Origin of the sequence: Pseudomonas sp. PH1b (genome assembly GCF_000633395.1) — a bacterium.
GTDB lineage: Bacteria > Pseudomonadota > Gammaproteobacteria > Pseudomonadales > Pseudomonadaceae > Aquipseudomonas.
Map to the genome: position 1 here is coordinate 134,838 of NZ_AYMU01000003.1, position 23,574 is coordinate 158,411.

Genomic DNA, 23,574 nt, shown 5'->3' on the forward strand with positions numbered 1-23,574 from the left:
CATTGGGGTTTACAAGGGACGGTTTATTTCATGTATCGATCGGTTTCACTGCGCGCAGTTGTATGTTTGAGCACTCTTATCCCGGCGGCGACGCTGCAAGCCGCCCCCGCCTCGGATGTAGAGACCCTGAAACAGGAACTTCTGGAGCTGAAGCAACGTTACGAAGTGCAGCAGAAGGCGCTGGCAGTGCTGGAACAACGGGTTCGTCAAGTCGAAGACCAACCCGCTGCGCCAACTCCCAAGCGCTTGGCCAAATCGCCATCCGATCTCAAAGGCAACCAGCAAGTCGCTGGCAGAGGCGCTGCGGCAGCGTCCGGAGGGGCTGCCGGGGGAGGTGCTAGCTATGGCCAGTCGCTCAAGGATGATTCAACCCCAGCTCAAAGTGTGACCAACCTCTACGACGAAGCCAGCGGTTTCTTTGGTGGCGGCAAGTTCAGCTTCGAAACAGGCATGACCTATGCCCGCTACGACACCCGGCAACTGACCCTCAACGGGTTTCTGGCGCTCGACTCGATCCTGCTGGGCAACATCAACCTGGATCGGATCAAGTCCGATACCTGGACCCTCGACCTGACCGCTCGCTACAACCTCAACAACCGCTGGCAGTTCGATATAAACGCGCCAGTCATCTATCGTGAGTCGACTTATCAATCGGGTGGCGCAAACGGCGGCAGCAGCCAATCCATCTCGGAAAATACCGTTACTCGAGACCCGACGCTGGGGGATGTCAACGTCGGGGTTGCCTACAAGTTCCTCGACGAATCCGACTCCCTGCCTGATGCGGTAGTCAGCGTGCGGGTCAAGGCGCCCACCGGCAAGGATCCTTTCGGTATCAAGTTCATCCAGCCGGACCCCAGCAACAACAATCTGGTGGTACCTGAAAGCCTGCCAACCGGTAATGGCGTCTGGTCTGTGACCCCCGGGATCTCGCTGGTCAAGACGTTCGACCCGGCGGTGCTGTTCGGCAGCCTGTCCTACACCCACAACCTGGAAGAATCGTTCAGTGACATCAGCTCCAATGCCGGCGAGAAGATCCCCGGCAAGGTGCGACTGGGCGACAGCTTCCAGATTGGCGCCGGCGTCGCCTTTGCCCTGAACGAAAAAATGAGCATGGCGTTCTCGGTGTCTGACCAGATTCAAAGAAAAAGCAAGATCAAGTACACCGGCCAGGACTGGCAGTCAGTGGAATCCAGCGATGCCAACGCCGCCTATTTCAACGTCGGCATGACCATTGCCGCCACCGACCACCTGACCATCGTGCCCAACCTGTCCCTGGGCATGACCCAGGACGCACCGGACTTCACCTTCAGCCTGAAATTCCCCTACTACTTCTAACCCGCTCGCACAAACGCCAAGGCCCGCTGCGATTGCTCGATCGCAGCGGGCCTTGGCGCTTCTCCCCGCCCTAGCGGATCTGGTGCTTGTGCAGCAAACGGTAGAAGGTCGGGCGCGAGATGCCCAGCACCCGTGCCGCGACGCTGAGGTTGTCGCTGTGCCGGTTCAGCACATCGCACAGCGCCTGGTGTTCGGCACGGTGCTTGTAATCCTCCAGGGTGCCCATGGGGGCATCCTGGGCCTGCAGGCTCTGCAGCCCCAGGTCACTGGCCTGGATCTGCCGCCCTTCGGCCAGTACCAGGCCGCGGCGCACTCGGTTGGCCAGCTCACGGACGTTGCCCGGCCAGTCATGCTTGCCCATGGCGGCCAGGGCGGCCTCGCTGAAGCTACGGGGACGCCGTCCGGTTTCCTGGCTGTAGAAATGCGCAAAATGGCTGGCCAGCATGCCCAGGTCGCCATGGCGCTCGCGCAACGGCGCGGTGATCACCTGCAGCACATTCAACCGGTAATAGAGGTCTTCGCGAAAACGCCCACTGGTAATGGCGGCCTCCAGGTCGACGTGGGTCGCCGCGAGGACCCGCACATCCACCGGAATCGGTTGGCTGCCCCCGACCCGCTCGATGTGCTTTTCCTGCAGGAAACGCAGCAGGTTGGCCTGCAGCTCCAACGGCAGGTCGCCGATTTCATCAAGAAACAAGGTGCCGCCATGGGCCGCCTCGATGCGCCCGACCTTGCGTTGGTGGGCACCGGTAAAGGCGCCCTTCTCATGGCCGAAGAGCTCGGACTGGATCAAGTGCTCGGGGATCGCCCCGCAATTGATCGCGACAAAGGGTTTGCCGTGGCGCTGTGACTGACGATGCAGGGTCCGCGCGACCAGTTCCTTGCCCGTGCCGCTTTCACCGCGGATCAGCACTGGCGATTCGGTAGGCGCCAGTTTGCTCAACAATTTGCGCAGGTCACGGATCGAACGACTGTCACCGAGCAACTCGTGCTCGGGCTGGTCCACATGAATCGACCCCTGGCCCCGCAGGCGCGCCATGCCGAACGCTCGGCCCAGGGTCACCTGGACCCGCGACACGTCAAACGGCAAGGTATGAAAATCGAAGAACCACTCGCAGACAAAGTCACCGACCTTCTGCAACCGCAACACTTCCTGGCTCAACACGGCGATCCACTCGGTGCCGCTGTGGCTGATCAGGTCCTTGACCGCTTCCGGACGTTCCAGATGAAAGGGCTGCAGGCGCAGCAAGCCGACATCGCAAGAACGCTCGCGGGCGGATTCCAGGTCACAGCTGTCGACGTCCCAACCAATGCTGCGCAATCCCGGTAACAGACGATGACAATCGTCGCAGGGATCGACCACCAGCAAGCGCCGCTGCACGGGGGCTTCGAGCATGAAGATTCCTCGCTGCCAGGGAAGGGAAAAGTTATTAGAAACAGTGGTTTGGCAAACCTGGCTGTAACATTAGCAAGAACTTGACACCGGAATGTATCGTTTGCTTATAGCGCTGCTTACCAAAGGAACTAAGGTCAGGCTGCAGTGGCCAACCGAGCGACTGATTGTCGCAGCTGTTTTTTCAAATCCCCGTAACTAAGGGCTCTGCCACAAGGCTCAGGCCTGGAAGTTGTAAAAAGTTGTTTTTCCATGTGACCCGCTCCCCACCTCAGTGCATCAGTACAAGTATCCAGCCGAACGGTCAGCCCAACCGACGGCACATCATCTGATTGGGCACATAGAGAGAAGACCCCATGAACGCCCCGCTCCGTATCAACGAAGCACTTTTGATCGCCGACCGCGCATTCCAGCCTTTCCAATGCGTGGCCTGGGCCCCACAGGACGGTAACGGCGAGCTGAGCCTGACCGTCATCGACCGTACCAGCACCCGTATCGGTCACACCCAGATTCCCAGCAGCGCCTACTCCGATCCGGCGCAACTGGAAGACCTGCTCAAGCAGGCCCGGGCCGAAATCAGCCAGGACGGTTACACCCTGCTGTCCTGGGCGATGCCCAAGTAAGGGATGCTATTAACGGATCACCCCGACGGGTGATCCGTTATTCACTGAGCAACAACTAAGCACGCTATCTATTTATTCGTACTCAATAACTTCTGCCTTGAGGCATTAGTTGTCCTGCCTGTTATAAAAACCTCCTGTTAGTACTGTTGCGCCCTGTCGACGGCAAGGGTTTGCCCTTGCCGCAAGCGCTCGCTCCGCCAGCTCACGCCTTGCCCATCAGTGGATCACTGATGCTGTGGGCGCCGGTTTCCAGGCGCCCGGCAACCCTGCGCAACCAGCCGCCGTCGCTGTGCAACGTCAAGTCGTACCAGCCACCTGCAGAGTCACAGGCAAAGACCTGACGCACTTCCCTGCCGGCCGGTACTGCCAGGGTCCAGGGCCCCTGTTGGCTATAGGGACAGCGATCAATGCTGATCGACAGCTCACGACTGCCCGGATTGCTCAAGGTCAGTTGCAATTGATGGTTGCTCGACGTCACCAGCAGTTCGGGCTGATGCCCTTGCAACTGCCCATGAAAGCTGCGGTGAAAGCCGTTGGGCCCCAGCACCCAGAGTTGATAGCGCTCCAGCACCGGCCAGCTGTCCTGGAGCGCCTTGCCGGCCTCCACGGTGTAGCGCCGCGGAATATCGTTCAGGTGCAAAGCGTCATAGACGTGGAACACCGCTCCCTGCTCACCGGTGTTCTGCAGGTTCAGGGTCAAGGTGCGCGCCTTGGGGTCGAGCCGGCTGTCGACATGCAGCCGATACGGCAATGCCCGTGACGGTCGCGACAGGCGTTTCTGCTCCGGTGGCAACTGCTGGCTGGCCGCAGGTACTGGCACCGGCAGGAGCTTTTCCTGGCGCTGGCGCAAACTGTCGGCGGCCTGCCGGGTGGTAGTCTGCAGTGCCGGCAGGATCTCGTGGTTGGGGTCGACAAAGTTGAACGCCGACGTCAGGTCGCCGCATACCGCCCGCCGCCAGGGGCTGATGTTGGTTTCCCTGACCCCAAAGCGTTTTTCCAGAAATTGCAGCACCGAGGTGTGATCGAACACCTGCGAATTGACCCAGCCACCCCGGCTCCAGGGCGACAGCACCAGCATCGGCACCCGCGGCCCCGGCCCGTACACACCGCCATCGGGCCGCGGTTGCTGGGTCGAACCGGCAGGCGCCGGATGCTTGAACAGCTCGCTGTCGAAACCCAGGGTGGACTTGCCGGCGAAGCTGCCGTCCGGGCGCTGGGAAGGTGCCGAGGGCGACGGCGCGTGGTCGAAGAAGCCGTCGTTTTCATCGTAGGTCAGGAGCAATACGGTCTTGCTCCAGACCTCGGGGTTGGAGGTCAACGCCTGGAGAATCTCCTGGGCGAACCAGCCGCCCTGCACCGGGCTCGATGGCCCGGGGTGCTCGGAATAGGCGGCCGGCGCGACAATCCAGCTGACCTGGGGCAGCTTGCCCGCCTGCACGTCATTGCGAAACCCGCCAATGATCGCCTCCAGGTTGCTGCCGCTGCTGGCCGGCAGGGTATTGCCATTGCCCTTGTACAGCGGCGCCACGGCATTCAAGGCATCGCTGTAGGGCACAAAGGCGTTGAAGTCCTTCGGCGGCTGCGCCGGGTTGCCCACCTGCACGCTGGCAGCGCGGTATTGGCGAAAGCCGGCCAGGGGGTTGTCGCCGAAGTTGTCCGGCAGGTGCTGATAGACCTTCCAGCTGACGCCCTGCTCCTCCAGGCGCTCCGGGTAGGTTTTCCAGGTGTAGCCGACGTTCACCGCGCCTGGGCCATCCCATTCGTTGACGACCGCGGCCACCTGCCCTGCGCTCGGGCCATTGCTGCCAGTCCAGAGAAACAGCCGGTTGGGGTTGGTGCCGGCATGCACCGAACAGTGGTAGGCGTCACACAGGGTGAAGGTGTTGGCCAGGGCGAACTGGAACGGCAGTTCCTGCTCGCGGTAGTAGCCCATGGATGTCGTGGTCTTGTGGGTTGGCCAGGCGCTCATGCGCCCATCGCTCCAGGCCGAGTGCGCATCGGCCCAGGAATGGGGCGTACCGCTGACCCGCTGGGCATTGCCGCGACTGCTGTCCAGGTGATACGGCATCACCAGGCGGCCCTTGCCCTGCTGCTCCCAGATGTCGCGCTGGCCGGGCAACGGAATGGTGAAACGGTCACTGAAACCGCGCACACCGGGGAACGTGCCGAAGTAATGATCGAAAGAGCGGTTTTCCTGCATCAGGATCACCACATGTTCAACGTCCTTGATGGTTCCGCTGCGGTTGTTGGCGGGTATTGCCAGGGCCTGGCGGATGGACACCGGCAAGGATGAAAAGAACGAACCGATGGCGGCCGCTTGCAACAGCTTCCTGCGTGTAAGACTGGGCATGGGTTATTGGGTCCTTGTGATTGCAGCGCGATATATAACGCTGTACGCAAGGTATTCACTTCAAATAACAATGCAGTGACATTGCTATTGCAGTTACTTAATAACCTGCTCAACAGCTTACTGCAGCGCCTCGCCAATAACCCAAAACTTCCAGCAGCAAGGAGAATATTTCATGAACAAAACACCCGAGCTTTTTCCTGCTGCAAATACACAGCGCCAGCGGCACTTTCATCAATAGCGCCAGCCCGCCAAAGCCGGTCAATGGTTATTCCTCGCGCCGGCACACAAGCAGGGGCAGTTAGTGCACTTTCCTGCCCCTGCCATATATGCACGCCTGGCCAATCAACAATGGCCAGGCATCGATTTATTGAAGATCGTCAGCCACTTCATTGCGCTGGACCCGAAGTGGATTGAGTAACAGCCGGATAAACTGCGGATCCTTTGCGAGCTTGTAATCCTTGCCGACAAAGTACTCCTTGGCCGCCGGATCATGCTTGCCGAGATACAAGATCCAGGCCGTGGTAATCCCCGCGAACTCGTTTTCCCTGACACTTCTGACCGGGCTGAAATGGGTGGCGTTATGAGCCGTGGCGCTCCACCCCGGCACCGTCCTGATCAGCCCGCCCTGCCACAGCCGTGGCCAGGCCCAGGCTGGCACTACCACGTCCGCCGCCCCGGTGAGCACCAGGGTCGGGGTTCGCACCGTGGAGCCCAGGCCAATAGGCCCGGGCTCGATCGGCAGCGAGCCAATGTAGTTCAACTGGGGATCAATGGCCTTCAAGGTCTCCGGGGGCAGGCTCGAGGACAGGATCGAAGCCCCGCCTCCTGCCGAGTGCCCGGCGACTATGGTGCGCGACAGATCGACCTTGCCAAACAGCGGCGAGGTCGGGTCCTGATTGAGGGTGCTCAACTCCAGCGCCCCCAGTACATGCATGGTCGGCGCGGTATTGATGAAGTCCGAGGAGATGATCACGACAAACCCGTAGCTGGCCCACAACCGCAGCAAATCGGTGTATTGCCCCTGGTTCGAAAGAATCCCGCCAACGAAGTTGACCACCGGCAACTTGTCCAGCTCCTTTATATTCGCCGGATAATAGACGCTGGTTGAAATCGGGTTGGAAAACCCATAGGGAAAGGATTGATTACATTGCAGGCTGTTATCCAGCAACATGATCCTGGCCAACACCCCGAGCAAACCCCGGCAGTCACTCAGCACCGCATTGGTCGATACTTTATAGGGCCCTGGCGCCTTGGCATATTGATCATTGGCCAACCCCAGTGCCGGAACTAATTGTGAAGCAAGTGCCAGATTTGCCCCTGTACACAACAGCCCGGCCAGGCACATCCCTGCAGCCAGTTTGCGCATTCTCTTCATTGATATTTCCCTTATCTGTCTGCTGTCCATGCAAGACCGAATGCTGGTGTCTGGCCGTGCTCTCCTTACTGCAAGACGCTGGGACTCCAGCGTGGATTCATCCCCCTGCAACACCGCTGAAACATTAGCTCGGCTAGTTGCAAGAAAGACTTGCGCGACCCTAGAACAGGACAAATTCAACGGTCAATGACTATTTCGGATACAGGCGGTTTCGGCTGTTTTTCAGCCGCGACACACCGCCACCCGCGTGGCCTGCGCCTGAACGGCATCGAGCACAGGCATTCGCCAGGCCCTGCTCTAGTTCAATCCACCAAAACGCCGGTAGTAGCTCTCGCCCACATCCGGCAACGGGCCATCGGCGTTTTCCAGGGCAGTGCCCAGCCACTCTTCGGCCCTGGCCTGGATCAGGCGGTAGATATTGCGGCACAACTGGCGCGCCGCCCGCCCTTCCCAATCCCCGGGCAGCAGTTCGTCCGGCAACTGCGGATCGCGCAGGAGCAGCTTGCGGTATTCATGGATCAGCAGCAGGCGGGCCAGAAAGCAGTCCGCCGGCTGTAGGTGCTCCTGCTCACGCAAGGCCTGCCAGAGCGGACGGAACAGCTGGATGAACTCACTGTAGTGAGCCGCCAGCTCATCGATGTTCCAGCTCTCGCGCACTTGCAGGCGCAGGGCCCTGGAGCCCAGCACGTCCTGGGGGGTGGTCTCGAAGACAATGGTGTCCTCCAGGACCCCGAGTTCACTCAGGGTGGCGTTGATCTCGGCGCGGTCGCTGCGCGGGCACGCCAGCAGTACCGGCGACATCGCGCCAAACCCCTGCCATTCCAGCTCTTCACGCACCTGCTTGCGCAGTTCCGGATTCAGCTGCGAAAGCATCACCAGGCACCAGGCGCCGTCCCAGGCCGGCACACCGGCGCTGTACACCCGCTTGAAGGCTTTGTCGAAACGTCGGCGACCGGTCAGGGTCAGGCTGTAGTAGCTGCGCCGACCGACCTTTTCCGCGCTGAGCCAGCCCTCCTTGCTCAGGCGGAAGATCGAGGTACGGATCAGCCGTTCATTGATTCCCATCGGCTCCAGCAGCTGAATCAGGCTGCCCAGCCAGACTGTGCCGCCGTGGGGCTCGATGGCATCGCCGTACAAGGTGATGATCAGCGAACTGGCGCGGATCGGGGTCTGCTCCTGGAAGCGTTTGATCAGATGGTTCAGTGGCGCTAGGGACGACATGGACGTACCAGGAAAAAAGGAAGGAATATAGCCGGTTTCGGGCGGTTGCTGCGGCTTGGCGGACTCATTGCCGTGTCCGGTGATGCAGGCTGTGCCCGGCAATTCGCGGCCGGTCGGCCTCCACCTGGGACAAGGGCTCGCAGGCTTGCATCTGCTCCAGGCAGCGCCGGGTCAGATGCTGGTACTCGCGGGTACCGGCCTGCTTCCAGGCCACTTCCTCGTCGCTCAGCGCACGGCTGACCCGGGCCGGCGTGCCCATGACCAGCGATTGCGGCGCACAGTGGAAGCCGGCCTTGACAAAGGCGGCCGCGGAAACGAAGGAGCGGGCGGCAATATGCGCGTTATCCATCACCACTGCGTTCATGCCCACCAGGGCGTCGGCGCCGATCCGGCAGCCATGCAGTACCGCGCCATGCCCGATATGGCCGTTGCGCTCGACCACCGTGTCGCTGTCGGGAAAGCCATGCATCACACAGGTGTCCTGCAGGTTCGCCCCCTCCTCGAGGATGATCCGCCCGAAATCCCCCCGCAGGCTCGCCAGGGGGCCGACATAACAATGGGCGCCGACTATCACATCGCCAATCAGTACCGCCGAAGGATGTACGTAGGCGCTAGGATCGACCACCGGGGTCAGGCCGTCGAGGCTGTAGCAGGTCATAAGGGTTTCCTTGAAGGCAAGGCATGGGAACTGGGCAATCCACTCGCCAATGCCGAACATTTTGTATCAGAATTTTCTGCAAGTACAAGCCGGGCGATAAATCCCGGGCGGCCCGTCTGCAACACCCGAGCAGCCCGCAAGCTGGCTGTCCCACGAGCTTTTGGCCGCTGAACCTGTTGGTTGGCCTCGGGGCATGCCCAGCCTCAGTCTTGTAGCACCGACGATCGATTAGGACACATTAAATATCATTCGCTATTGTTTTTGTGTATCGCATTGGCGATATACTCGGCGAAAACCGGCTCCCGAGCCGATCCAATAATCGAGCCGGCTAACGGCCGCGCCACCCCGAGGACATCCACCATGCCTCAATACCTTGCTGTCGAACCCCTGACCGGGGGTGTCCGCCTGATCACCCTGCAGCGCCCGCAAGCCCACAATGCCCTGACCACGGCCCTGCTCGCCGAACTGGCTGCTGCCCTGGGCGAGGCGCAACAGGATCCCCATACCCGAGCCGTGGTCCTGACCGGCCATCGCCAGGCCTTCGCCGCCGGCGCCGACCTCAAGGAGATGGCCGAGCTTGACCTGGTGGGCATCCTCAACGATCCGCGCCAGGCCAGCTGGCAGCAGATCCGCGGGTTCAGCAAGCCGTTGCTGGCCGCGGTCAATGGCTACGCCCTCGGCGGCGGCTGCGAACTGGCGATGCACGCTGACATCATCATCGCCGGCAGCGATGCACGCTTCGGCCAGCCGGAAATCAACCTCGGGATCATCCCCGGCGCCGGAGGCACCCAGCGTTTGCCGCGCACCCTGGGCAAGTCCCTGGCGATGCAGATGGTGCTCACCGGCGTCGCCATCGATGCCCAGCACGCCTTGCGGGCGGGTCTGGTGAGCGAGGTGGTCGAGGCCGATCAAGTGGTCGAGCGCGCCGTCGAACTGGCCCGGCTGATCGCCAGCAAGGCCCCGCTGGCCGTCCGCCTGGCCAAGGAGGCGCTGCTCAAGGCCATGGACACCGACCTGGCCAGCGGCCTGGCCTTCGAACGCCACGCCTTCACCGTCCTGGCCGGCACCCGGGACCGCCAGGAAGGCATTGCCGCTTTTTCGGAAAAACGTCCGGCCGAGTTCACCGGTCGCTGAGACGGCGCCCAGCGCCGCCGATTACCCACGAGCCAGCACAGAGCGTCCCGACCATGAAATTTGCAACCATCGTGTTTTCCATCAGTGAGGGCGTTGCCCTCCTCAGCCTCAATCGCCCCGAACAGCTCAACAGCTTCAACCCGCAGATGCATGGCGAGGTCCAGGCGGCCCTCGCGCAGGTGCGCGACAACCCCGAGGTTCGTGTCCTGCTGCTGACCGGTGAAGGCCGCGCCTTCTGCGCCGGCCAGGACCTGGGGGATCGCCAGGTCGCGTCCGGCGAGAGCGCACCGGACCTCGGGGAGTCCATCGAACAGTTCTACAACCCGTTGGTGCGTGCGCTGCGCGATCTGCCGTTGCCGGTGATCTGCGCGGTCAACGGCGTGGCCGCCGGGGCCGGCGCCAACCTGCCCCTGGTCTGCGACCTGGTGCTGGCGGCCCGTTCGGCAAGCTTTATCCAGGCCTTCTGCAAGCTCGGGCTGATCCCCGATTCGGGCGGTACCTGGCTGCTGCCACGGCTGGTGGGCATGGCGCGGGCCAAAGCCCTGGCCCTGCTGGGCAACCGCCTGAGCGCCGAGCAGGCCGAGCAGTGGGGGCTGATCTACCAATGCGTGGACGACGACCAATTGCGCGACCAGGCCCTGACCCTGGCCCGCCACCTGGCCAGCCAACCGACCTACGGCCTGGCCCTGATCAAGCGCAGCCTGAACGCCAGCCTGCACAACAGCTTCGACCAGCAACTGGATCTGGAGCGCGACCTGCAACGCCTGGCCGGACGCAGCGAGGATTACCGCGAAGGCGTCAGCGCCTTCATGGCAAAGCGCAGCCCCGTGTTCAAGGGGCGCTGAACATGGCCGCACTGAACACCAGCGCACGCATTGCCGTGGTCGGCGCCGGGGCCATGGGTGCCGGGATCGCCCAGGTCGCGGCCCAGGCCGGGCACCCGGTATGGCTGCACGACAACCGCCCCGGGGCCGCCGCCCGGGCCCGGGACGACATCGACCGCCGCCTGGGCCTGCGGGTGAGCCACGGCAAGCTCGATGAGGGCTCACGCCAAGCCACTCTGTCCCGGCTGCATCCCGTCGACCGCCTCGAGGACCTGGCGGACAGCGACCTGGTCATCGAGGCCATCGCTGAACAGCTGCCAGCCAAGCAGGGACTGTTCGCCGAACTGGAAGCCCTGTGCCGGGCCGACTGCATCTTCGCCAGCAACACCTCGTCGCTGTCGATCACCGCCATCGCCGCCGGACTGCAGCAGCCACGGCGGATGCTCGGCCTGCACTTCTTCAATCCGGCGCCGGTAATGGCCCTGGTGGAGGTGGTGCTGGGCCTGGCCAGCGATCCCGCCCTGGCCCACTGCCTGCACCAGACAATGGTCGCCTGGGGCAAGCAACCGGTGCAGGCCCGTTCCACCCCGGGGTTCATCGTCAACCGTGTGGCCCGCCCGTTCTATGGGGAAAGCCTGCGCCTGCTGCAGGAAGGCGCGGCGGATTGCGCCACCCTGGATGCCTTGCTGCGTGACGCTGGCGGCTTTGCCATGGGGGCCTTCGAACTCACCGACCTGATCGGCCATGACATCAACTACGCCGTGACCTGCTCGGTGTTCGACGCCTGTTACGGCGACCGGCGCTTCCAGCCGTCCCTGGTGCAGAAGGAACTGCTGGACGCCGGCCATCTGGGCCGCAAGAGCGGCCAGGGTTTCTACATCTATGCCGATGGCGCGCAACGCCCCGCCGCCCGTGCCTTGCACAGCCAGGTCGAGGTCGGGCATTGCGTGGTGGAAGGCAACCTGGCCTGGGCCGAGCCCCTGGTGCAGCGCCTGGAGTCCCAGGGCGTGCGGGTGATCCGGCGCGACGGGCGCGGCTTGCTGCGGGTTGGGGATGCGGTCCTGGCGCCCAGTGACGGGCGCCTGGCGAGCCAGCGCGCCCGCGCCGATGGTCTGGGCAACCTGGTGCTGCTGGACCTGGCAGCCGACTACCGGCAGGCCACGCGCCTGGCCATCAGTTGCAGCCACGACATCCAGCCCCAGGCCCTGGACCAGGCGGTCGCCCTGCTGCAACGGGCCGGACTGCAGCCCAGCCGGCTCAGCGACACCCCGGCCCTGGTGGTCCTGCGCACCGTGGCCATGCTTGCCAACGAGGCCGCCGATGCCGTGCTGCAGGGCGTCGCATCGGCGGCGGACATCGATCTGGCCATGCGCTGCGGGGTCAACTACCCCCAGGGACCACTGGCCTGGGCCGAGCAACTGGGCCTTGGGCAATTGCTCAAGGTGCTGGAAAACCTGCAGGCCGCCTATGGCGAGGAACGCTACCGACCGTCCCTGCTGCTCCGCCGCCGGGTCGCCGAAGGGAGAGGATGGCATGACTGAACAAGAACAGATGGAGCAAGCCCGGCGCTGCGCGCAAAGCCTGTTCCAGCGGGATCGGGCCAGCAACGAATTGGGCATGCGCCTGCTCTCGGTGGCCCCCGGCATGGCACGCCTGGGCATGAGCGTCAGGCCCGAGATGCTCCAGGGCCACGGCACCTGCCACGGTGGTTTTATCTTCAGCCTCGCCGATTCGGCATTCGCCGTGGCCTGCAACAGCTACGACCAGGCCTGCGTGGCCATGGGCTGCAACATCGAATACATCGCCCCGGCGCACCTGGGCGACACCCTGACCGCCGACTGCCATGAACAGAGCCGGCGGGGCCGCACCGGCCACTATTCGGTGCGCATCGAAAACCAGCAGGGACAGCTGATTGCCCTGTTCCAAGGCAAGTCCTACAAAGTGCGCGGCCAGGTGCTGACACCGGAGACTCCCCATGAATGATGCATTGATCATCGACGCCGTCCGTACCCCCATCGGCCGCTATGCCGGGGCCCTGAGCTCCATCCGTACCGACGACCTGGGGGCGATTCCCCTGCGCGAACTGATGCGTCGCCATCCACAGATCGACTGGAACCAGGTCGACGACGTGATCTACGGCTGTGCCAACCAGGCCGGTGAAGACAACCGCAACGTCGCGCGCATGTCGGCGCTGCTCGCCGGGCTGCCGGCCAGCGTGCCCGCCAGTACCCTCAATCGCCTGTGCGGCTCCGGGCTCGATGCCATTGGCAGCGGCGCCCGAGCCATACGCTGTGGCGAGGCCGGCTTGCTGCTGGTGGGCGGCGTGGAATCCATGTCCCGGGCACCGCTGGTGATGGCCAAGGCCGAGAGCGCCTTTTCCCGCCAGGCCGAGATGTACGACACCACCCTGGGCTGGCGCTTCATCAACCCCTTGATGCAACAGCAGTACGGCGTCGACTCAATGGCGCAGACCGCAGAGAACGTCGCCGAACAGTTCAACATCGGCCGCGCCGACCAGGACGCCTTCGCCCTGCGCAGCCAGCAACGGGCGGCCGCGGCCCAGGCCAGCGGGCGCCTGGCCCAGGAGATAGTCCCGGTCAGCATCCCGCAGCGCAAGGGCCCGCCCCTGGTCGTGAGCAGCGACGAACACCCCCGCGCGAGCACCAGCCTGGAGCAGTTGCAGAAGCTGCCCACGCCCTTTCGCAGCAACGGCAGCGTCACCGCCGGCAACGCCTCGGGGCTCAACGATGGGGCCTGCGCCCTGCTCCTGGCCAGCCCGTCCCTAGCCCGGCGCCACGACCTGCGAGCCCGGGGCCGGGTGGTGGCCATGGCCACGGCCGGGGTCGAGCCACGAATCATGGGCATCGGCCCGCTGCCAGCCACGCGCAAGGCGCTGGAACTGGCCGGCCTGAGCCTGGATGACATGGACGTCATCGAACTCAACGAAGCCTTTGCCGCCCAGGGCCTGGCAGTGCTGCGCGAACTGGGCCTGGCGGACGACGACCCCCGGGTCAATCCCAATGGCGGCGCAATTGCCCTTGGCCATCCACTGGGCATGAGTGGTGCACGGCTGGTGACCACCGCCCTGCACGAGCTTGAACAGCGCCAGGGCCGCTACGCGCTGTGCACCATGTGCATCGGCGTCGGCCAAGGCATTGCCCTGATCATCGAGAGGTTGTAAGCCAGCCCAGTGAATTTGCCCGAGGCGTCCCCAGGACGTCCCACAGCCTGCACTCAGAACCCACCCGCCGGTGGGTTGCAAGACAACAACAATTCGAGTGAAGCCATGAACATGCCGATTGCCAGAACCGTGCCCGAAACACTGCTGGACCCGATGGAAACCGCCAGCATCGATCACCTGCGCCAGCATCAACTGGAGCGCCTGCGCTGGAGCCTGAACCACGCCTACGACAAGGTCCCGCTGTATCGCCAGCGCTTCGACGCCCAGGGCGCCCACCCCCAGGACATCAAGCGCCTGGAGGACCTGGCCCAGCTGCCCTTCACCACCAAGTCCGACCTGCGTGACCACTACCCCTACGGCATGTTCGCGGTGCCGATGCAGGAGGTGGCGCGCCTGCACGCCTCCAGCGGCACCACCGGCAAGCCCACGGTGGTCGGCTATACCCGCAACGACATCGACACCTGGGCCCAGGTGGTGGCCCGGTCGATTCGCGCGGCCGGGGGCCGGCCCGGGGACAAGGTGCACATTTCCTACGGCTACGGCCTGTTCACCGGCGGCCTGGGCGCGCACTACGGTGCCGAGCGCCTGGGCTGCACGGTGATCCCCATGTCCGGTGGCCAGACCGAGAAGCAGGTGCAGCTGATCAAGGATTTTCAGCCGGACATCATCATGGTCACGCCGTCCTACATGCTCAACATCGCCGACGAGATCGAGCGCCAGGGCCTCGACCCTCACCAGCTGGCCCTGCGCCTGGGGATCTTCGGCGCCGAACCCTGGACCGACGAGTTGCGCAGCGCCATCGAGCAGCGCCTGGGCATCAGCGCCCTGGACATCTACGGCCTGTCGGAGATCATCGGCCCCGGGGTGGCCATGGAGTGCGCAGAAACCCGCGACGGCCCAACCCTCTGGGAAGATCACTTCTACCCCGAGATCATCGACCCGCAGAGTGGCCGGGTGCTGCCGGATGGGGAAATGGGCGAGCTGGTGCTCACCTCCCTGACCAAGGAAGCCCTGCCGATGATCCGCTACCGCACCCGCGACCTGACCCGCCTGCTTCCGGGTACGGCACGGCCCATGCGCCGCATCGACAAGATCACCGGACGCAGCGACGACATGCTGATCATCCGCGGGGTCAATGTGTTCCCCACCCAGGTCGAGGAACAGGTCCTGAAGATTGCGCAACTGGCGCCCTGCTACGAAATCCACCTGTATCGCCACGGCAACCTCGACAGCGTCGACATCCACGTCGAGCTCAAGAGCGAGCACCAGCAGTTGAGCGACGAACAGCAGCGCACCCTCTGCGGCGATCTGAGTCGCCACATAAAGACCCATATCGGCATCAGCTCACGTATCGTTTTGCAACCGCTCTTCAGTATCAAGCGCTCGGAAGGCAAGGCGTGCCGGGTTATCGATAACCGTCGCTAGCTTTCAGACGTAGCGTTGTGCCCCGTGCAAACGGGGCTTTTTTTTGCCTGGTGCACCGGGTTGCCGGGAATCTGATACGAAAAAACAATACGACACCATTTTTTATGTTTGATATTTATTTGTGTATCACATATAAACATCTCCATGCCCACCCACACCTTCAACCCGGGAGACACTGCATGTACGCACAGCTGGTAGAAACGGGGGTCAAGCACGTCAAGTCGCTGGAGCAGATGTCCGAGCAGGAACGCGCCTTCCAGGAAAAGATCGATCGGGAGATCAAGATCGAGGCCAAGAACTGGATGCCCGAGGCCTACCGGCAGACCCTGATCCGGCAGATCTCCCAGCACGCCCATTCGGAAATCGTCGGCATGCTGCCCGAAGGCAACTGGGTGACCCGGGCCCCGACCCTCAAGCGCAAGCTGCAACTGATGGCCAAGATCCAGGATGAAGCCGGCCACGGCCTGTACCTGTACAGCGCCATGGAAACCCTCGGCGCCGACCGCGACGAGGAAGTCGCCAAGCTGCACAGCGGCCAAGCCAAGTATTCGAGCATCTTCAACTACCCGACCCTGAACTGGGCCGACATGGGCGCCGTGGGCTGGCTGGTGGACGGCGCCGCGATCGTCAACCAGGTGGTGCTGCAGCGCACCTCCTACGGCCCCTACTCCCGGGCCATGGTGCGCATCTGCAAGGAAGAGAGCTTCCACCAGCGCCAGGGCTACGAAATCCTCCTGACCATGATGCGCGAGGGCAACCAGGCGCAGAAGGACATGGTCCAGGACGCCATCAACCGCTTCTGGTGGCCAGCCCTGATGATGTTCGGCCCCAGCGACGAACACTCGCCCAACAGCGCCCAGTCTATGGCCTGGAAGATCAAGCGCCAGAGCAACGACGAACTGCGCCAGCGCTTCATCGACCAGACCATCCCGCAGCTCGAACTGCTGGGCTGCACCTGCCCGGACCCAGACCTTGCGTGGAACGCCGAGCGCGGCCACTACGACTTCGGCGAGATCCGCTGGGAGGAATTCTACGAAGTGCTCAAGGGCAATGGCCCGTGCAACCAGGAGCGCCTCGCCACCCGGCGCCAGGCCATCGAGGACGGTGCCTGGGTGCGCGCGGCCGCGGTCGCCCACGCTCGCAAGAAAACCAATAAAAACGCCGCTTGATTCGCCCAACCTCGATCCAGTGCCTGATGTGGAGCCACCCCGATGTCTGAATGGACCCTTTTCGAAGTCTTCGTGCGCAGCAAGCACGGCCTCAACCACAAGCACGTCGGCAGCGTACATGCCGCCGACAGCACCATGGCCCTGGACAACGCCCGCGACCTCTACACCCGCCGCAGCGAAGGCGTGAGCCTGTGGGTGGTGCCGTCGGCGCTGATCGTCGCCTCCTCGCCGGACGACAAGGAACCCCTGTTCGACCCCGCCGACGACAAGGTCTACCGCCACGCCAGCTTCTACCAGCTGCCGCCTGAAGTCGGACACATGTGAGGCCTGCCATGACCGTTCAATCCGATCTGATCCCTTACCTGCTGCGCCTGGGCGACAGCGCCTTGATCCAGGGCCAGCGCCTGTGCCAATGGTGTGGCCGCGCGCCGGCCCTGGAAGAAGAGCTGGCGCTGATGAACGTCGGCCTCGACCTGGTGGGCCAGGCCCGCAACTGGCTGGACTACGCCGCTGAACTGCTGGACGACGGCCGCGATGCCGACCGCCTGGCGTTCCACCGCGACGAACGTGCCTACCGCAACCTGTTGCTGGTGGAGCAGCCCAACGGCGACTTTGCCGTGACCATGCTCAAGCAGTTCCTGTACGACGCCTGGCACCTGCAGGTGCTCAAGGGCCTGGGCCAGAGCCGGGACGAGCGCATCGCCGGGATCGCCGCCAAAGCCGTCAAGGAAGCCACCTATCACCTGCGCCGCTCCGCCGAATGGGTCGAGCGCCTGGGCGACGGCACCGAGGAAAGCCACCAGCGGATGCTCGACGCCATCCCCCTGCTCTGGCGTTTCACCGTGGAGCTGAGCAGCCCCGATGACGGCGAGAACCGCCTGCACCAGGCGCGCCTGATACCCGACCCCGCCGCCGTGGCCGCGGCCTGGCAAGCCCAGGTGGCCGAGACCTTCGCCAACGCCACCCTGCCGGTGCCCGCTGCCGCCAGTTACTTCTACCTTGACGCCCGCCGCGGCCTGCACAGCGAACACCTGGGCATCCTGCTGGCGCACATGCAGTCCCTGCCGCGAGCCTACCCCGATGCGACCTGGTGAACTGATTGCCAGCGACCAGGGTGCCCGCGCGCTACAGGCCGGCGACCTGCAGGCGGCCTGGGCGACCCTGAACCAGATCATGGACCCGGAAGTGCCGGTGGTCAGCGTGGTCGACCTGGGCATCGTCCGCGACCTGGACTGGCGCGCAGGCCACTTGCACGTGGTGGTGACCCCGACCTACTCCGGCTGCCCGGCCACCGAGGTGATCGAAAGCGACATCCGCGCAGCCCTGGAGCTCGCCGGATTTCGCGCCCCGCACCTGCAACGCAAGCTGACCCCGGCCTGGAGCAGCGACTGGATCACCGCCGCAGGCCGCGAGCGCCTGCGGGCCTATGGCATCGCCCCGCCGGAGTTCAGCACCAGCAAGCGCAGCCTCCTCGGACAACGCCCACAGGTGGCCTGCCCCCAGTGCGGCAGCGAGCACACCGAGCGCCTCAGCGAGTTCGGCTCCACTGCCTGCAAGGCCTTGTACCGCTGCCGCGACTGCCTGGAACCGTTCGACTATTTCAAGTGCATCTGAACGGCCAGCGGCCGTGTCAGAGGGAGAATCAGCATGAGTAAATTCCACAGCCTGACCATCAAGGATGTGCGCAGCGAAACCCGTGACGCCGTGTCCATCGCCTTCGAGATCCCGCCGCACCTGCAACAGCGCTTCCACTTCACCCAGGGCCAGCACCTGGTGATGCGCACCCAGCTGGACGGCGAGGAAGTACGCCGCTCCTACTCGATCTGCACCGGGGTCAACGATGGCGAGCTGCGCGTTGCAATCAAGCGCGTGGCCGGCGGGCGTTTCTCGGCCTTCGCCAATGAGCGACTCAAGGCCGGCCAGCAGCTGGAGGTGATGCCACCTGCGGGGCAGTTTCACGTCGAGCTCGACCCGGCCCGCCACGGCCACTACCTGGCCGTGGCCGCCGGCAGCGGCATCACGCCGATCCTGTCGATCATCAAGACCACCCTGGAAACCGAACCCCACAGCCGCCTGACCCTGCTCTACGGCAACCGCTCCAGCTCCAGCGCGCTGTTTCGCGAACAGCTGGAAGACCTGAAGAATCGTTACCTGCAGCGCCTCAACCTGATTTTCCTGTTCAGCCGCGAACAGCAAGACATCGACCTCTACAACGGCCGGATCAATGCCGACAAATGCCAGCAGCTGTTTTCCCGCTGGCTCGACGTCAAGAGCCTGGACGCGGCCTTTATCTGCGGCCCGCAGCCCATGACCGAAACCGTGCGCGACAGCCTCAAGGCCAAGGGCATGCCCGCCGCGCGCATCCACTTCGAACTGTTTGCCGCCGCTGGCAGCGAGTACAAGCGCGAGGCCCGGGAAGCTGCACGACAGATCGATGCTGCCACCAGCCAGATCACCGTGATCAGCGACGGCCGCGCCCTGGCCTTCGACTTGCCGCGCAACACCCAGAGCATCCTCGAGGCCGGCAACGCCCAGGGCGCCGAACTGCCGTACTCGTGCAAGGCCGGGGTCTGCTCCACCTGCAAGTGCAAGGTCATCGAGGGTGAAGTGGAGATGGACAGCAATCACGCCCTGGAGGACTACGAAGTAGCGGCCGGCTACGTGCTGTCCTGCCAGTCGTTCCCGATCAGCGACAAGGTGGTCCTGGACTTCGACCAGCTCTAGAACACTGCGAGCGCAGGCGTGCTGGCGCTCGCGAGTTGCAACGCCCGAACAATAACAACAGCAAGAGAGCGTGCCCAATGACCCCGCAAGAAATAGAACGGATTCGCCTGCACCCGGACTTTATCCAGCTGGTGCGACGCAAACAGAAGCTCTATTGGTCCCTGACCCTGGCCATGCTGCTGATCTATTACGGTTTCGTGCTGCTGGTGGCGTTTTCCCCGAGCACCCTGGGCCAGTCCCTCAGCGGCGGGGTGACCACGGTCGGCATGCTGGTGGGTGTGGCGATCGTGCTGCTGGCCTTCGCCCTGACCGGCTTCTATGTCTACCGCGCCAACCATGTGATTGACCCACTGAATGAAAAGCTCAAGCAGGAGTGCGCCCAATGAAGCCATTGTCGCTGTCATTCCTGCTGCCCGGCCTGCTGCTTTGCGACCTTGCACTGGCGGCAGAAGGCGCCGCCCGGCCCCTGAACTGGAACGCCATCGGCATGTTCCTGGTGTTCGTCCTGTTCACCCTCGGGGTCACCCGCTGGGCCGCCCTGCGCACCCGCTCGGCCAGTGATTTCTATACCGCTGGCGGGGGCATGAGCGGCTTGCAGAACGGCCTGGCGATTGCTGGCGACATGATCTCCGCGGCGTCCTTCCTCGGCATCTCGGCGATGATGTTCCTCAACGGCTACGACGGCCTGCTGTATGCCCTGGGGGTACTGGCCGGCTGGCCGATCATCCTCTTCCTGATCGCCGAACGCCTGCGCAACCTGGGCAAGTACACCTTTGCCGACGTGGTTTCCTACCGCCTGGAGCAAACCCCGGTGCGCCTGACATCGGCCTTCGGCACCCTGACCGTGGCCCTGATGTACCTGGTGGCGCAGATGGTCGGCGCCGGCAAGCTGATCGAACTGCTGTTCGGCATCAGCTACCTCTATGCGGTGATGCTGGTGGGGGTGCTGATGGTGTTCTACGTGACCTTCGGCGGCATGCTGGCCACCACCTGGGTGCAGATCATCAAGGCGGTGATGCTGCTGTTCGGCACCAGCTTCATGGCCTTCATGGTGCTCAGGCACTTTGGCTTCAGCGTCGAGGCAATGTTCGCCGGGGCCACCGCGGTACACGCCAAGGGCACCGCGATCATGGCCCCCGGCGGCTTGCTGTCGAACCCCATCGACGCCATTTCCCTGGGGCTGGGGATGATGTTCGGCACTGCCGGCCTGCCGCATATCCTGATGCGCTTCTTCACCGTCAACGACGCCAAGGAAGCGCGCAAGAGCGTGTTCTACGCCACCGGCTTCATTGGCTACTTCTACCTGCTGCTGATCGTGGTCGGCTTTGGCGCCATCGTCATGGTCGGCACCGAGCCCGAGTACCGCGACGCCAGCGGGGCGATCGTCGGCGGCGCCAACATGATCGCCGTGCACCTGGCCCAGGCGGTCGGCGGCAACCTGTTCCTTGGTTTCATCTCGGCGGTGGCCTTCGCCACCATCCTCGCAGTGGTGGCCGGCCTGGCCCTGTCCGGCGCCTCGGCGGTGTCCCACGACCTGTATGCCTGCGTCATTCGCAAGGGCCAGGCCACAGAACAACAGGAAATCCGTGTTTCGCGGATCGCCACCCTGTGCATCGGCGTGCTGGCGATCATTCTCGGCCTGCTGTTCGAGTCGCAGAACATCGCCTTCCTCTCGGGCCTGGTGCTGGCGATTGCCGCCTCGGTGAATTTCCCGGTGCTGTTTCTTTCGATGTTCTGGAAAGGCCTGACCACCCGTGGCGCGGTCAGCGGCAGCCTGGCCGGACTGGTGTCGGCGATTGTCCTGCTGGTGCTGAGCCCGGCGGTGTGGGTCAACGTCCTGCACCACGAACAGGCCCTGTTCCCCTACTCCAACCCGGCGCTGTTTTCCATGAGCCTGGCGTTCTTCTGTGCCTGGCTGTTTTCCGTCTGCGACCGCTCGCCCCGGGCCGCACTGGAGCGCGGGCGTTACCTGGCGCAGTTCATCCGTTCCATGACCGGCATCGGTGCCTCGGGCGCCAGCAATCACTGACTGCACGGCCGGGCGCGCACCTTGCGCCCGGCCTCAACCCATCGTTCGGAGCAACCCCATGTCACAGTCTCCTACCCTGCAAAGCTTCATCGCCGGCCGCTGGGTCGGCCAACATCCGGCCCAGGTCCTGCGCAGCGCCATCGATGGGCATGACGTGGCCCGTACCCATGAAGAGTCCCTGGACTTTGCCGAAGCCCTGGAGCATGCCCGGCGCCGCGGTGGCAGTGCCTTGCTGGCCCTGGATTTTCAGCAACGGGCCCAGCGCCTCAAGGCCCTGGCGCTGTACCTGAGTGAGCGCAAGGAACAGCTGTACGCCCTGTCCTACCACAGCGGTGCGACCCGGGCCGACAGCTGGATCGACATTGAAGGAGGCAACAGCACCCTGTTCAGCTATGCCGGCCTCGGCGCCCGGGAGCTGCCGTCAGGCAACCTGCTGCACGAGGGCCCGGCGCAATCGCTGGGCAAACTCGGCAGCTTTGCCGGCACCCACATCCTGGTGCCCCGCGGCGGGGTCGCTGTGCACATCAACGCCTTCAACTTTCCCATCTGGGGGATGCTGGAAAAGTTCGCCCCGTGCTTTCTCGCCGGCATGCCATGCATCGTCAAGCCCGCCAGCGCCACCAGCTACCTGACCGAGGCCACGGTGCGCCTGATGCAGGCATCCGGCCTGTTGCCCGAGGGCAGCCTGCAACTGGTGATCGGTGGCACCGGCGACCTGCTGGACCGTCTGCAAGGCCAGGACCTGGTGACCTTCACCGGTTCCGCCGCCACCGCCAACAAGCTGCGCAGCAACCCCAGCCTGATCCGCCACTCGGTGCCCTTCAATGCCGAGGCCGACTCGCTGAACTGTGCGATCCTGGCCCCGGACGTGACCCCGGACGATGAAGAGTTCGAGCTGTTCATCAAGGAAGTGGCACGGGAAATGACCGTCAAGGCCGGGCAGAAATGCACCGCCATCCGCCGTGCAATCGTGCCGGCAAAACACTTGGACGCGGTGGCCACGGGCCTGCGCGAGCGGCTGGCCAGGGTGGTGGTCGGCGACCCCGCAGTGGAAGGCGTGCGCATGGGCCCCCTGGCCTCCCACGAACAACAGCGAGACGTGAGCGAACGCCTGGAAAGCCTGCTGCAGGGCAGTGACCTGCTGTTTGGGGCGAAGGACGGCTTTGAACCTCGGGGCAGCCACGTCAGCCAGGGCGCCTTCTTCGCCCCGACCCTGCTGCTGGCCCGCGATCCCTGGGCGGCCGGCGGCGCCCATGACATCGAGGCTTTCGGTCCGGTCAGCACCTTGATGGGCTATGACGACCTGGACCAGGCCCTGGACCTTGCCGCTCGCGGCAAGGGCAGCCTGGTGGCCAGCCTGGTCACCAAGGACCCGGCCACCGCCGCCCGGGTCATTCCCCAGGCCGCTGCCTGGCATGGTCGCCTGCTGGTGCTGGACCGCGAATCCGCCGCCGAATCCACCGGCCATGGCTCCCCCCTGCCCCAACTCAAGCACGGCGGCCCAGGGCGTGCCGGCGGTGGCGAAGAGCTGGGTGGCCTGCGGGCCGTCAAGCATTACCTGCAACGGGCCGCCGTCCAGGGCTCGCCCAGCATGCTGGCTGCGGTCACTGGCGAATACGTGCGTGGCGCCAAGGTGCTTGAGAGCGACGTGCACCCGTTCCGCCGGCATTTCCAGGACCTGCAGATCGGCGAATCCCTGCTGACCCACCGGCGCACCGTGACCGAAGCCGACCTGGTGAACTTCGGCTGCCTGTCGGGGGACCACTTCTACATGCACTTCGACGAGATCGCCGCCAGGGAGTCGCAGTTCGGCAAGCGCATCGCCCATGGCTACTTCGTGCTGTCGGCCGCGGCCGGGCTGTTCGTCTCGCCGGCGCCGGGCCCGGTGCTGGCCAACTATGGCCTGGACACCCTGCGCTTCATCAACCCGGTGGGCATTGGCGACACCATCCAGGCCCGGCTGACCTGCAAGCGCAAGATCGACCAGGGCAAGAAGAGCCCCCAGGGCATTCCCCAGGGCGTCGTGGCCTGGGACGTGGAAGTCACCAACCAGCTGGGTGAAGTGGTGGCCAGCTACGACATCCTGACCCTGGTGGTCAAACGCAGCGACTGCAGCGGCTGACAGCCACCGGC

General features: G+C 64.1%; 21 protein-coding genes. 16 read left to right on the forward strand and 5 right to left on the reverse strand.

The window, feature by feature from the left end; genetic code table 11:
- Positions 1 to 30 precede the first annotated feature (30 nt).
- Complete coding sequence (locus tag U873_RS0106190) at positions 31 to 1,335, forward strand: hypothetical protein (RefSeq protein WP_025127414.1); 1,305 nt, start codon at positions 31 to 33, stop codon at positions 1,333 to 1,335.
- A gap of 70 nt (positions 1,336 to 1,405) precedes the next feature.
- On the opposite strand, the gene U873_RS0106195 is transcribed toward U873_RS0106190, so the two are convergent.
- Positions 1,406 to 2,731, reverse strand: a complete 1,326-nt coding sequence (locus U873_RS0106195; RefSeq protein WP_025127415.1) for a sigma-54 dependent transcriptional regulator — start codon at positions 2,729 to 2,731, stop codon at positions 1,406 to 1,408.
- Between the two features lie 353 nt (positions 2,732 to 3,084).
- On the opposite strand from U873_RS0106195, the gene U873_RS0106200 reads away from it, so the two are divergent.
- Complete coding sequence (locus tag U873_RS0106200; protein WP_025127416.1) at positions 3,085 to 3,351, forward strand: hypothetical protein; 267 nt, start codon at positions 3,085 to 3,087, stop codon at positions 3,349 to 3,351.
- 202 nt (positions 3,352 to 3,553) lie between these two features.
- On the opposite strand, the gene U873_RS0106205 is transcribed toward U873_RS0106200, so the two are convergent.
- From U873_RS0106205 to paaY, 4 genes are all read right to left on the reverse strand, one after another.
- Positions 3,554 to 5,701 (reverse strand): phosphocholine-specific phospholipase C, encoded by a 2,148-nt coding sequence (locus U873_RS0106205; protein ID WP_025127417.1) that lies wholly within the window; start codon positions 5,699 to 5,701, stop codon positions 3,554 to 3,556.
- A 364-nt stretch (positions 5,702 to 6,065) separates the two neighbouring features.
- Entirely contained in the window at positions 6,066 to 7,106 is a 1,041-nt protein-coding gene (locus U873_RS0106210; protein WP_371261284.1) for an adenylate cyclase, read from the reverse strand.
- A 267-nt stretch (positions 7,107 to 7,373) separates the two neighbouring features.
- Complete coding sequence (gene paaX / locus U873_RS0106215) at positions 7,374 to 8,297, reverse strand: phenylacetic acid degradation operon negative regulatory protein PaaX (protein ID WP_025127419.1); 924 nt, start codon at positions 8,295 to 8,297, stop codon at positions 7,374 to 7,376.
- Between the two features lie 64 nt (positions 8,298 to 8,361).
- Positions 8,362 to 8,955: a phenylacetic acid degradation protein PaaY gene (gene paaY / locus U873_RS0106220; protein WP_025127420.1), complete on the reverse strand. Its 594-nt coding sequence runs from the start codon at positions 8,953 to 8,955 to the stop codon at positions 8,362 to 8,364.
- A gap of 360 nt (positions 8,956 to 9,315) precedes the next feature.
- On the opposite strand from paaY, the gene paaF reads away from it, so the two are divergent.
- From paaF to paaZ, 14 genes are all read left to right on the forward strand, one after another.
- Positions 9,316 to 10,089, forward strand: coding sequence for a 2,3-dehydroadipyl-CoA hydratase PaaF (paaF, locus tag U873_RS0106225; protein ID WP_025127421.1), 774 nt, complete (start codon positions 9,316 to 9,318; stop codon positions 10,087 to 10,089).
- Between the two features lie 53 nt (positions 10,090 to 10,142).
- Positions 10,143 to 10,934, forward strand: coding sequence for a 2-(1,2-epoxy-1,2-dihydrophenyl)acetyl-CoA isomerase PaaG (gene paaG, locus U873_RS0106230; protein WP_025127422.1), 792 nt, complete (start codon positions 10,143 to 10,145; stop codon positions 10,932 to 10,934).
- 2 nt (positions 10,935 to 10,936) lie between these two features.
- Positions 10,937 to 12,454 (forward strand): 3-hydroxyacyl-CoA dehydrogenase PaaH, encoded by a 1,518-nt coding sequence (paaH, locus tag U873_RS0106235; RefSeq protein ID WP_025127423.1) that lies wholly within the window; start codon positions 10,937 to 10,939, stop codon positions 12,452 to 12,454.
- A complete protein-coding gene (gene paaI / locus U873_RS0106240; protein WP_025127424.1) occupies positions 12,447 to 12,896 on the forward strand; it encodes a hydroxyphenylacetyl-CoA thioesterase PaaI in 450 nt (149 codons plus the stop codon). Before paaH ends, paaI begins: the two co-directional genes overlap by 8 nt.
- Entirely contained in the window at positions 12,889 to 14,094 is a 1,206-nt protein-coding gene (gene pcaF, locus U873_RS0106245) for a 3-oxoadipyl-CoA thiolase (RefSeq protein ID WP_025127425.1), read from the forward strand. The genes paaI and pcaF overlap by 8 nt, the downstream gene beginning before the upstream one ends.
- A gap of 105 nt (positions 14,095 to 14,199) precedes the next feature.
- Positions 14,200 to 15,519 (forward strand): phenylacetate--CoA ligase PaaK, encoded by a 1,320-nt coding sequence (gene paaK, locus U873_RS0106250; RefSeq protein WP_025127426.1) that lies wholly within the window; start codon positions 14,200 to 14,202, stop codon positions 15,517 to 15,519.
- Between the two features lie 179 nt (positions 15,520 to 15,698).
- Positions 15,699 to 16,688 carry a 1,2-phenylacetyl-CoA epoxidase subunit PaaA gene (paaA, locus tag U873_RS0106255; RefSeq protein ID WP_025127427.1) on the forward strand — a complete coding sequence of 330 codons (990 nt, stop codon included), beginning with the start codon at positions 15,699 to 15,701 and terminating at the stop codon, positions 16,686 to 16,688.
- 42 nt (positions 16,689 to 16,730) lie between these two features.
- Positions 16,731 to 17,012 (forward strand): 1,2-phenylacetyl-CoA epoxidase subunit PaaB, encoded by a 282-nt coding sequence (paaB, locus tag U873_RS0106260; protein WP_025127428.1) that lies wholly within the window; start codon positions 16,731 to 16,733, stop codon positions 17,010 to 17,012.
- An 8-nt stretch (positions 17,013 to 17,020) separates the two neighbouring features.
- Entirely contained in the window at positions 17,021 to 17,782 is a 762-nt protein-coding gene (paaC, locus tag U873_RS0106265; RefSeq protein ID WP_025127429.1) for a 1,2-phenylacetyl-CoA epoxidase subunit PaaC, read from the forward strand.
- The gene (paaD, locus tag U873_RS0106270; RefSeq protein ID WP_025127430.1) at positions 17,769 to 18,302 is read left to right on the forward strand and encodes a 1,2-phenylacetyl-CoA epoxidase subunit PaaD; all 534 of its coding nucleotides are present in this window, start codon (positions 17,769 to 17,771) and stop codon (positions 18,300 to 18,302) included. The genes paaC and paaD overlap by 14 nt, the downstream gene beginning before the upstream one ends.
- Positions 18,303 to 18,335: 33 nt before the next feature.
- Positions 18,336 to 19,412, forward strand: coding sequence for a 1,2-phenylacetyl-CoA epoxidase subunit PaaE (gene paaE / locus U873_RS0106275; RefSeq protein ID WP_025127431.1), 1,077 nt, complete (start codon positions 18,336 to 18,338; stop codon positions 19,410 to 19,412).
- Between the two features lie 77 nt (positions 19,413 to 19,489).
- Positions 19,490 to 19,798: a DUF485 domain-containing protein gene (locus U873_RS0106280; RefSeq protein ID WP_025127432.1), complete on the forward strand. Its 309-nt coding sequence runs from the start codon at positions 19,490 to 19,492 to the stop codon at positions 19,796 to 19,798.
- A complete protein-coding gene (locus U873_RS0106285; protein ID WP_025127433.1) occupies positions 19,795 to 21,441 on the forward strand; it encodes a cation acetate symporter in 1,647 nt (548 codons plus the stop codon). The genes U873_RS0106280 and U873_RS0106285 overlap by 4 nt, the downstream gene beginning before the upstream one ends.
- 58 nt (positions 21,442 to 21,499) lie before the next feature.
- Complete coding sequence (gene paaZ, locus U873_RS0106290) at positions 21,500 to 23,563, forward strand: phenylacetic acid degradation bifunctional protein PaaZ (RefSeq protein ID WP_025127434.1); 2,064 nt, start codon at positions 21,500 to 21,502, stop codon at positions 23,561 to 23,563.
- Positions 23,564 to 23,574 lie beyond the last annotated feature (11 nt).

Excerpts from the sequence above, each read along its gene's own strand:
- U873_RS0106190 (WP_025127414.1), top strand. The coding sequence starts at position 31 with ATGTATCGATCGGTTTCACTGCGCGCAGTTGTATGTTTGAGCACTCTT.
- U873_RS0106195 (WP_025127415.1), bottom strand. The coding sequence starts at position 2,731 with ATGCTCGAAGCCCCCGTGCAGCGGCGCTTGCTGGTGGTCGATCCCTGC.
- U873_RS0106200 (WP_025127416.1), top strand. The coding sequence starts at position 3,085 with ATGAACGCCCCGCTCCGTATCAACGAAGCACTTTTGATCGCCGACCGC.
- U873_RS0106205 (WP_025127417.1), bottom strand. The coding sequence starts at position 5,701 with ATGCCCAGTCTTACACGCAGGAAGCTGTTGCAAGCGGCCGCCATCGGT.
- U873_RS0106210 (WP_371261284.1), bottom strand. The coding sequence starts at position 7,106 with ATGGACAGCAGACAGATAAGGGAAATATCAATGAAGAGAATGCGCAAA.
- paaX (WP_025127419.1), bottom strand. The coding sequence starts at position 8,297 with ATGTCGTCCCTAGCGCCACTGAACCATCTGATCAAACGCTTCCAGGAG.
- paaY (WP_025127420.1), bottom strand. The coding sequence starts at position 8,955 with ATGACCTGCTACAGCCTCGACGGCCTGACCCCGGTGGTCGATCCTAGC.
- paaF (WP_025127421.1), top strand. The coding sequence starts at position 9,316 with ATGCCTCAATACCTTGCTGTCGAACCCCTGACCGGGGGTGTCCGCCTG.
- paaG (WP_025127422.1), top strand. The coding sequence starts at position 10,143 with ATGAAATTTGCAACCATCGTGTTTTCCATCAGTGAGGGCGTTGCCCTC.
- paaH (WP_025127423.1), top strand. The coding sequence starts at position 10,937 with ATGGCCGCACTGAACACCAGCGCACGCATTGCCGTGGTCGGCGCCGGG.
- paaI (WP_025127424.1), top strand. The coding sequence starts at position 12,447 with ATGACTGAACAAGAACAGATGGAGCAAGCCCGGCGCTGCGCGCAAAGC.
- pcaF (WP_025127425.1), top strand. The coding sequence starts at position 12,889 with ATGAATGATGCATTGATCATCGACGCCGTCCGTACCCCCATCGGCCGC.
- paaK (WP_025127426.1), top strand. The coding sequence starts at position 14,200 with ATGAACATGCCGATTGCCAGAACCGTGCCCGAAACACTGCTGGACCCG.
- paaA (WP_025127427.1), top strand. The coding sequence starts at position 15,699 with ATGTACGCACAGCTGGTAGAAACGGGGGTCAAGCACGTCAAGTCGCTG.
- paaB (WP_025127428.1), top strand. The coding sequence starts at position 16,731 with ATGTCTGAATGGACCCTTTTCGAAGTCTTCGTGCGCAGCAAGCACGGC.
- paaC (WP_025127429.1), top strand. The coding sequence starts at position 17,021 with ATGACCGTTCAATCCGATCTGATCCCTTACCTGCTGCGCCTGGGCGAC.
- paaD (WP_025127430.1), top strand. The coding sequence starts at position 17,769 with ATGCGACCTGGTGAACTGATTGCCAGCGACCAGGGTGCCCGCGCGCTA.
- paaE (WP_025127431.1), top strand. The coding sequence starts at position 18,336 with ATGAGTAAATTCCACAGCCTGACCATCAAGGATGTGCGCAGCGAAACC.
- U873_RS0106280 (WP_025127432.1), top strand. The coding sequence starts at position 19,490 with ATGACCCCGCAAGAAATAGAACGGATTCGCCTGCACCCGGACTTTATC.
- U873_RS0106285 (WP_025127433.1), top strand. The coding sequence starts at position 19,795 with ATGAAGCCATTGTCGCTGTCATTCCTGCTGCCCGGCCTGCTGCTTTGC.
- paaZ (WP_025127434.1), top strand. The coding sequence starts at position 21,500 with ATGTCACAGTCTCCTACCCTGCAAAGCTTCATCGCCGGCCGCTGGGTC.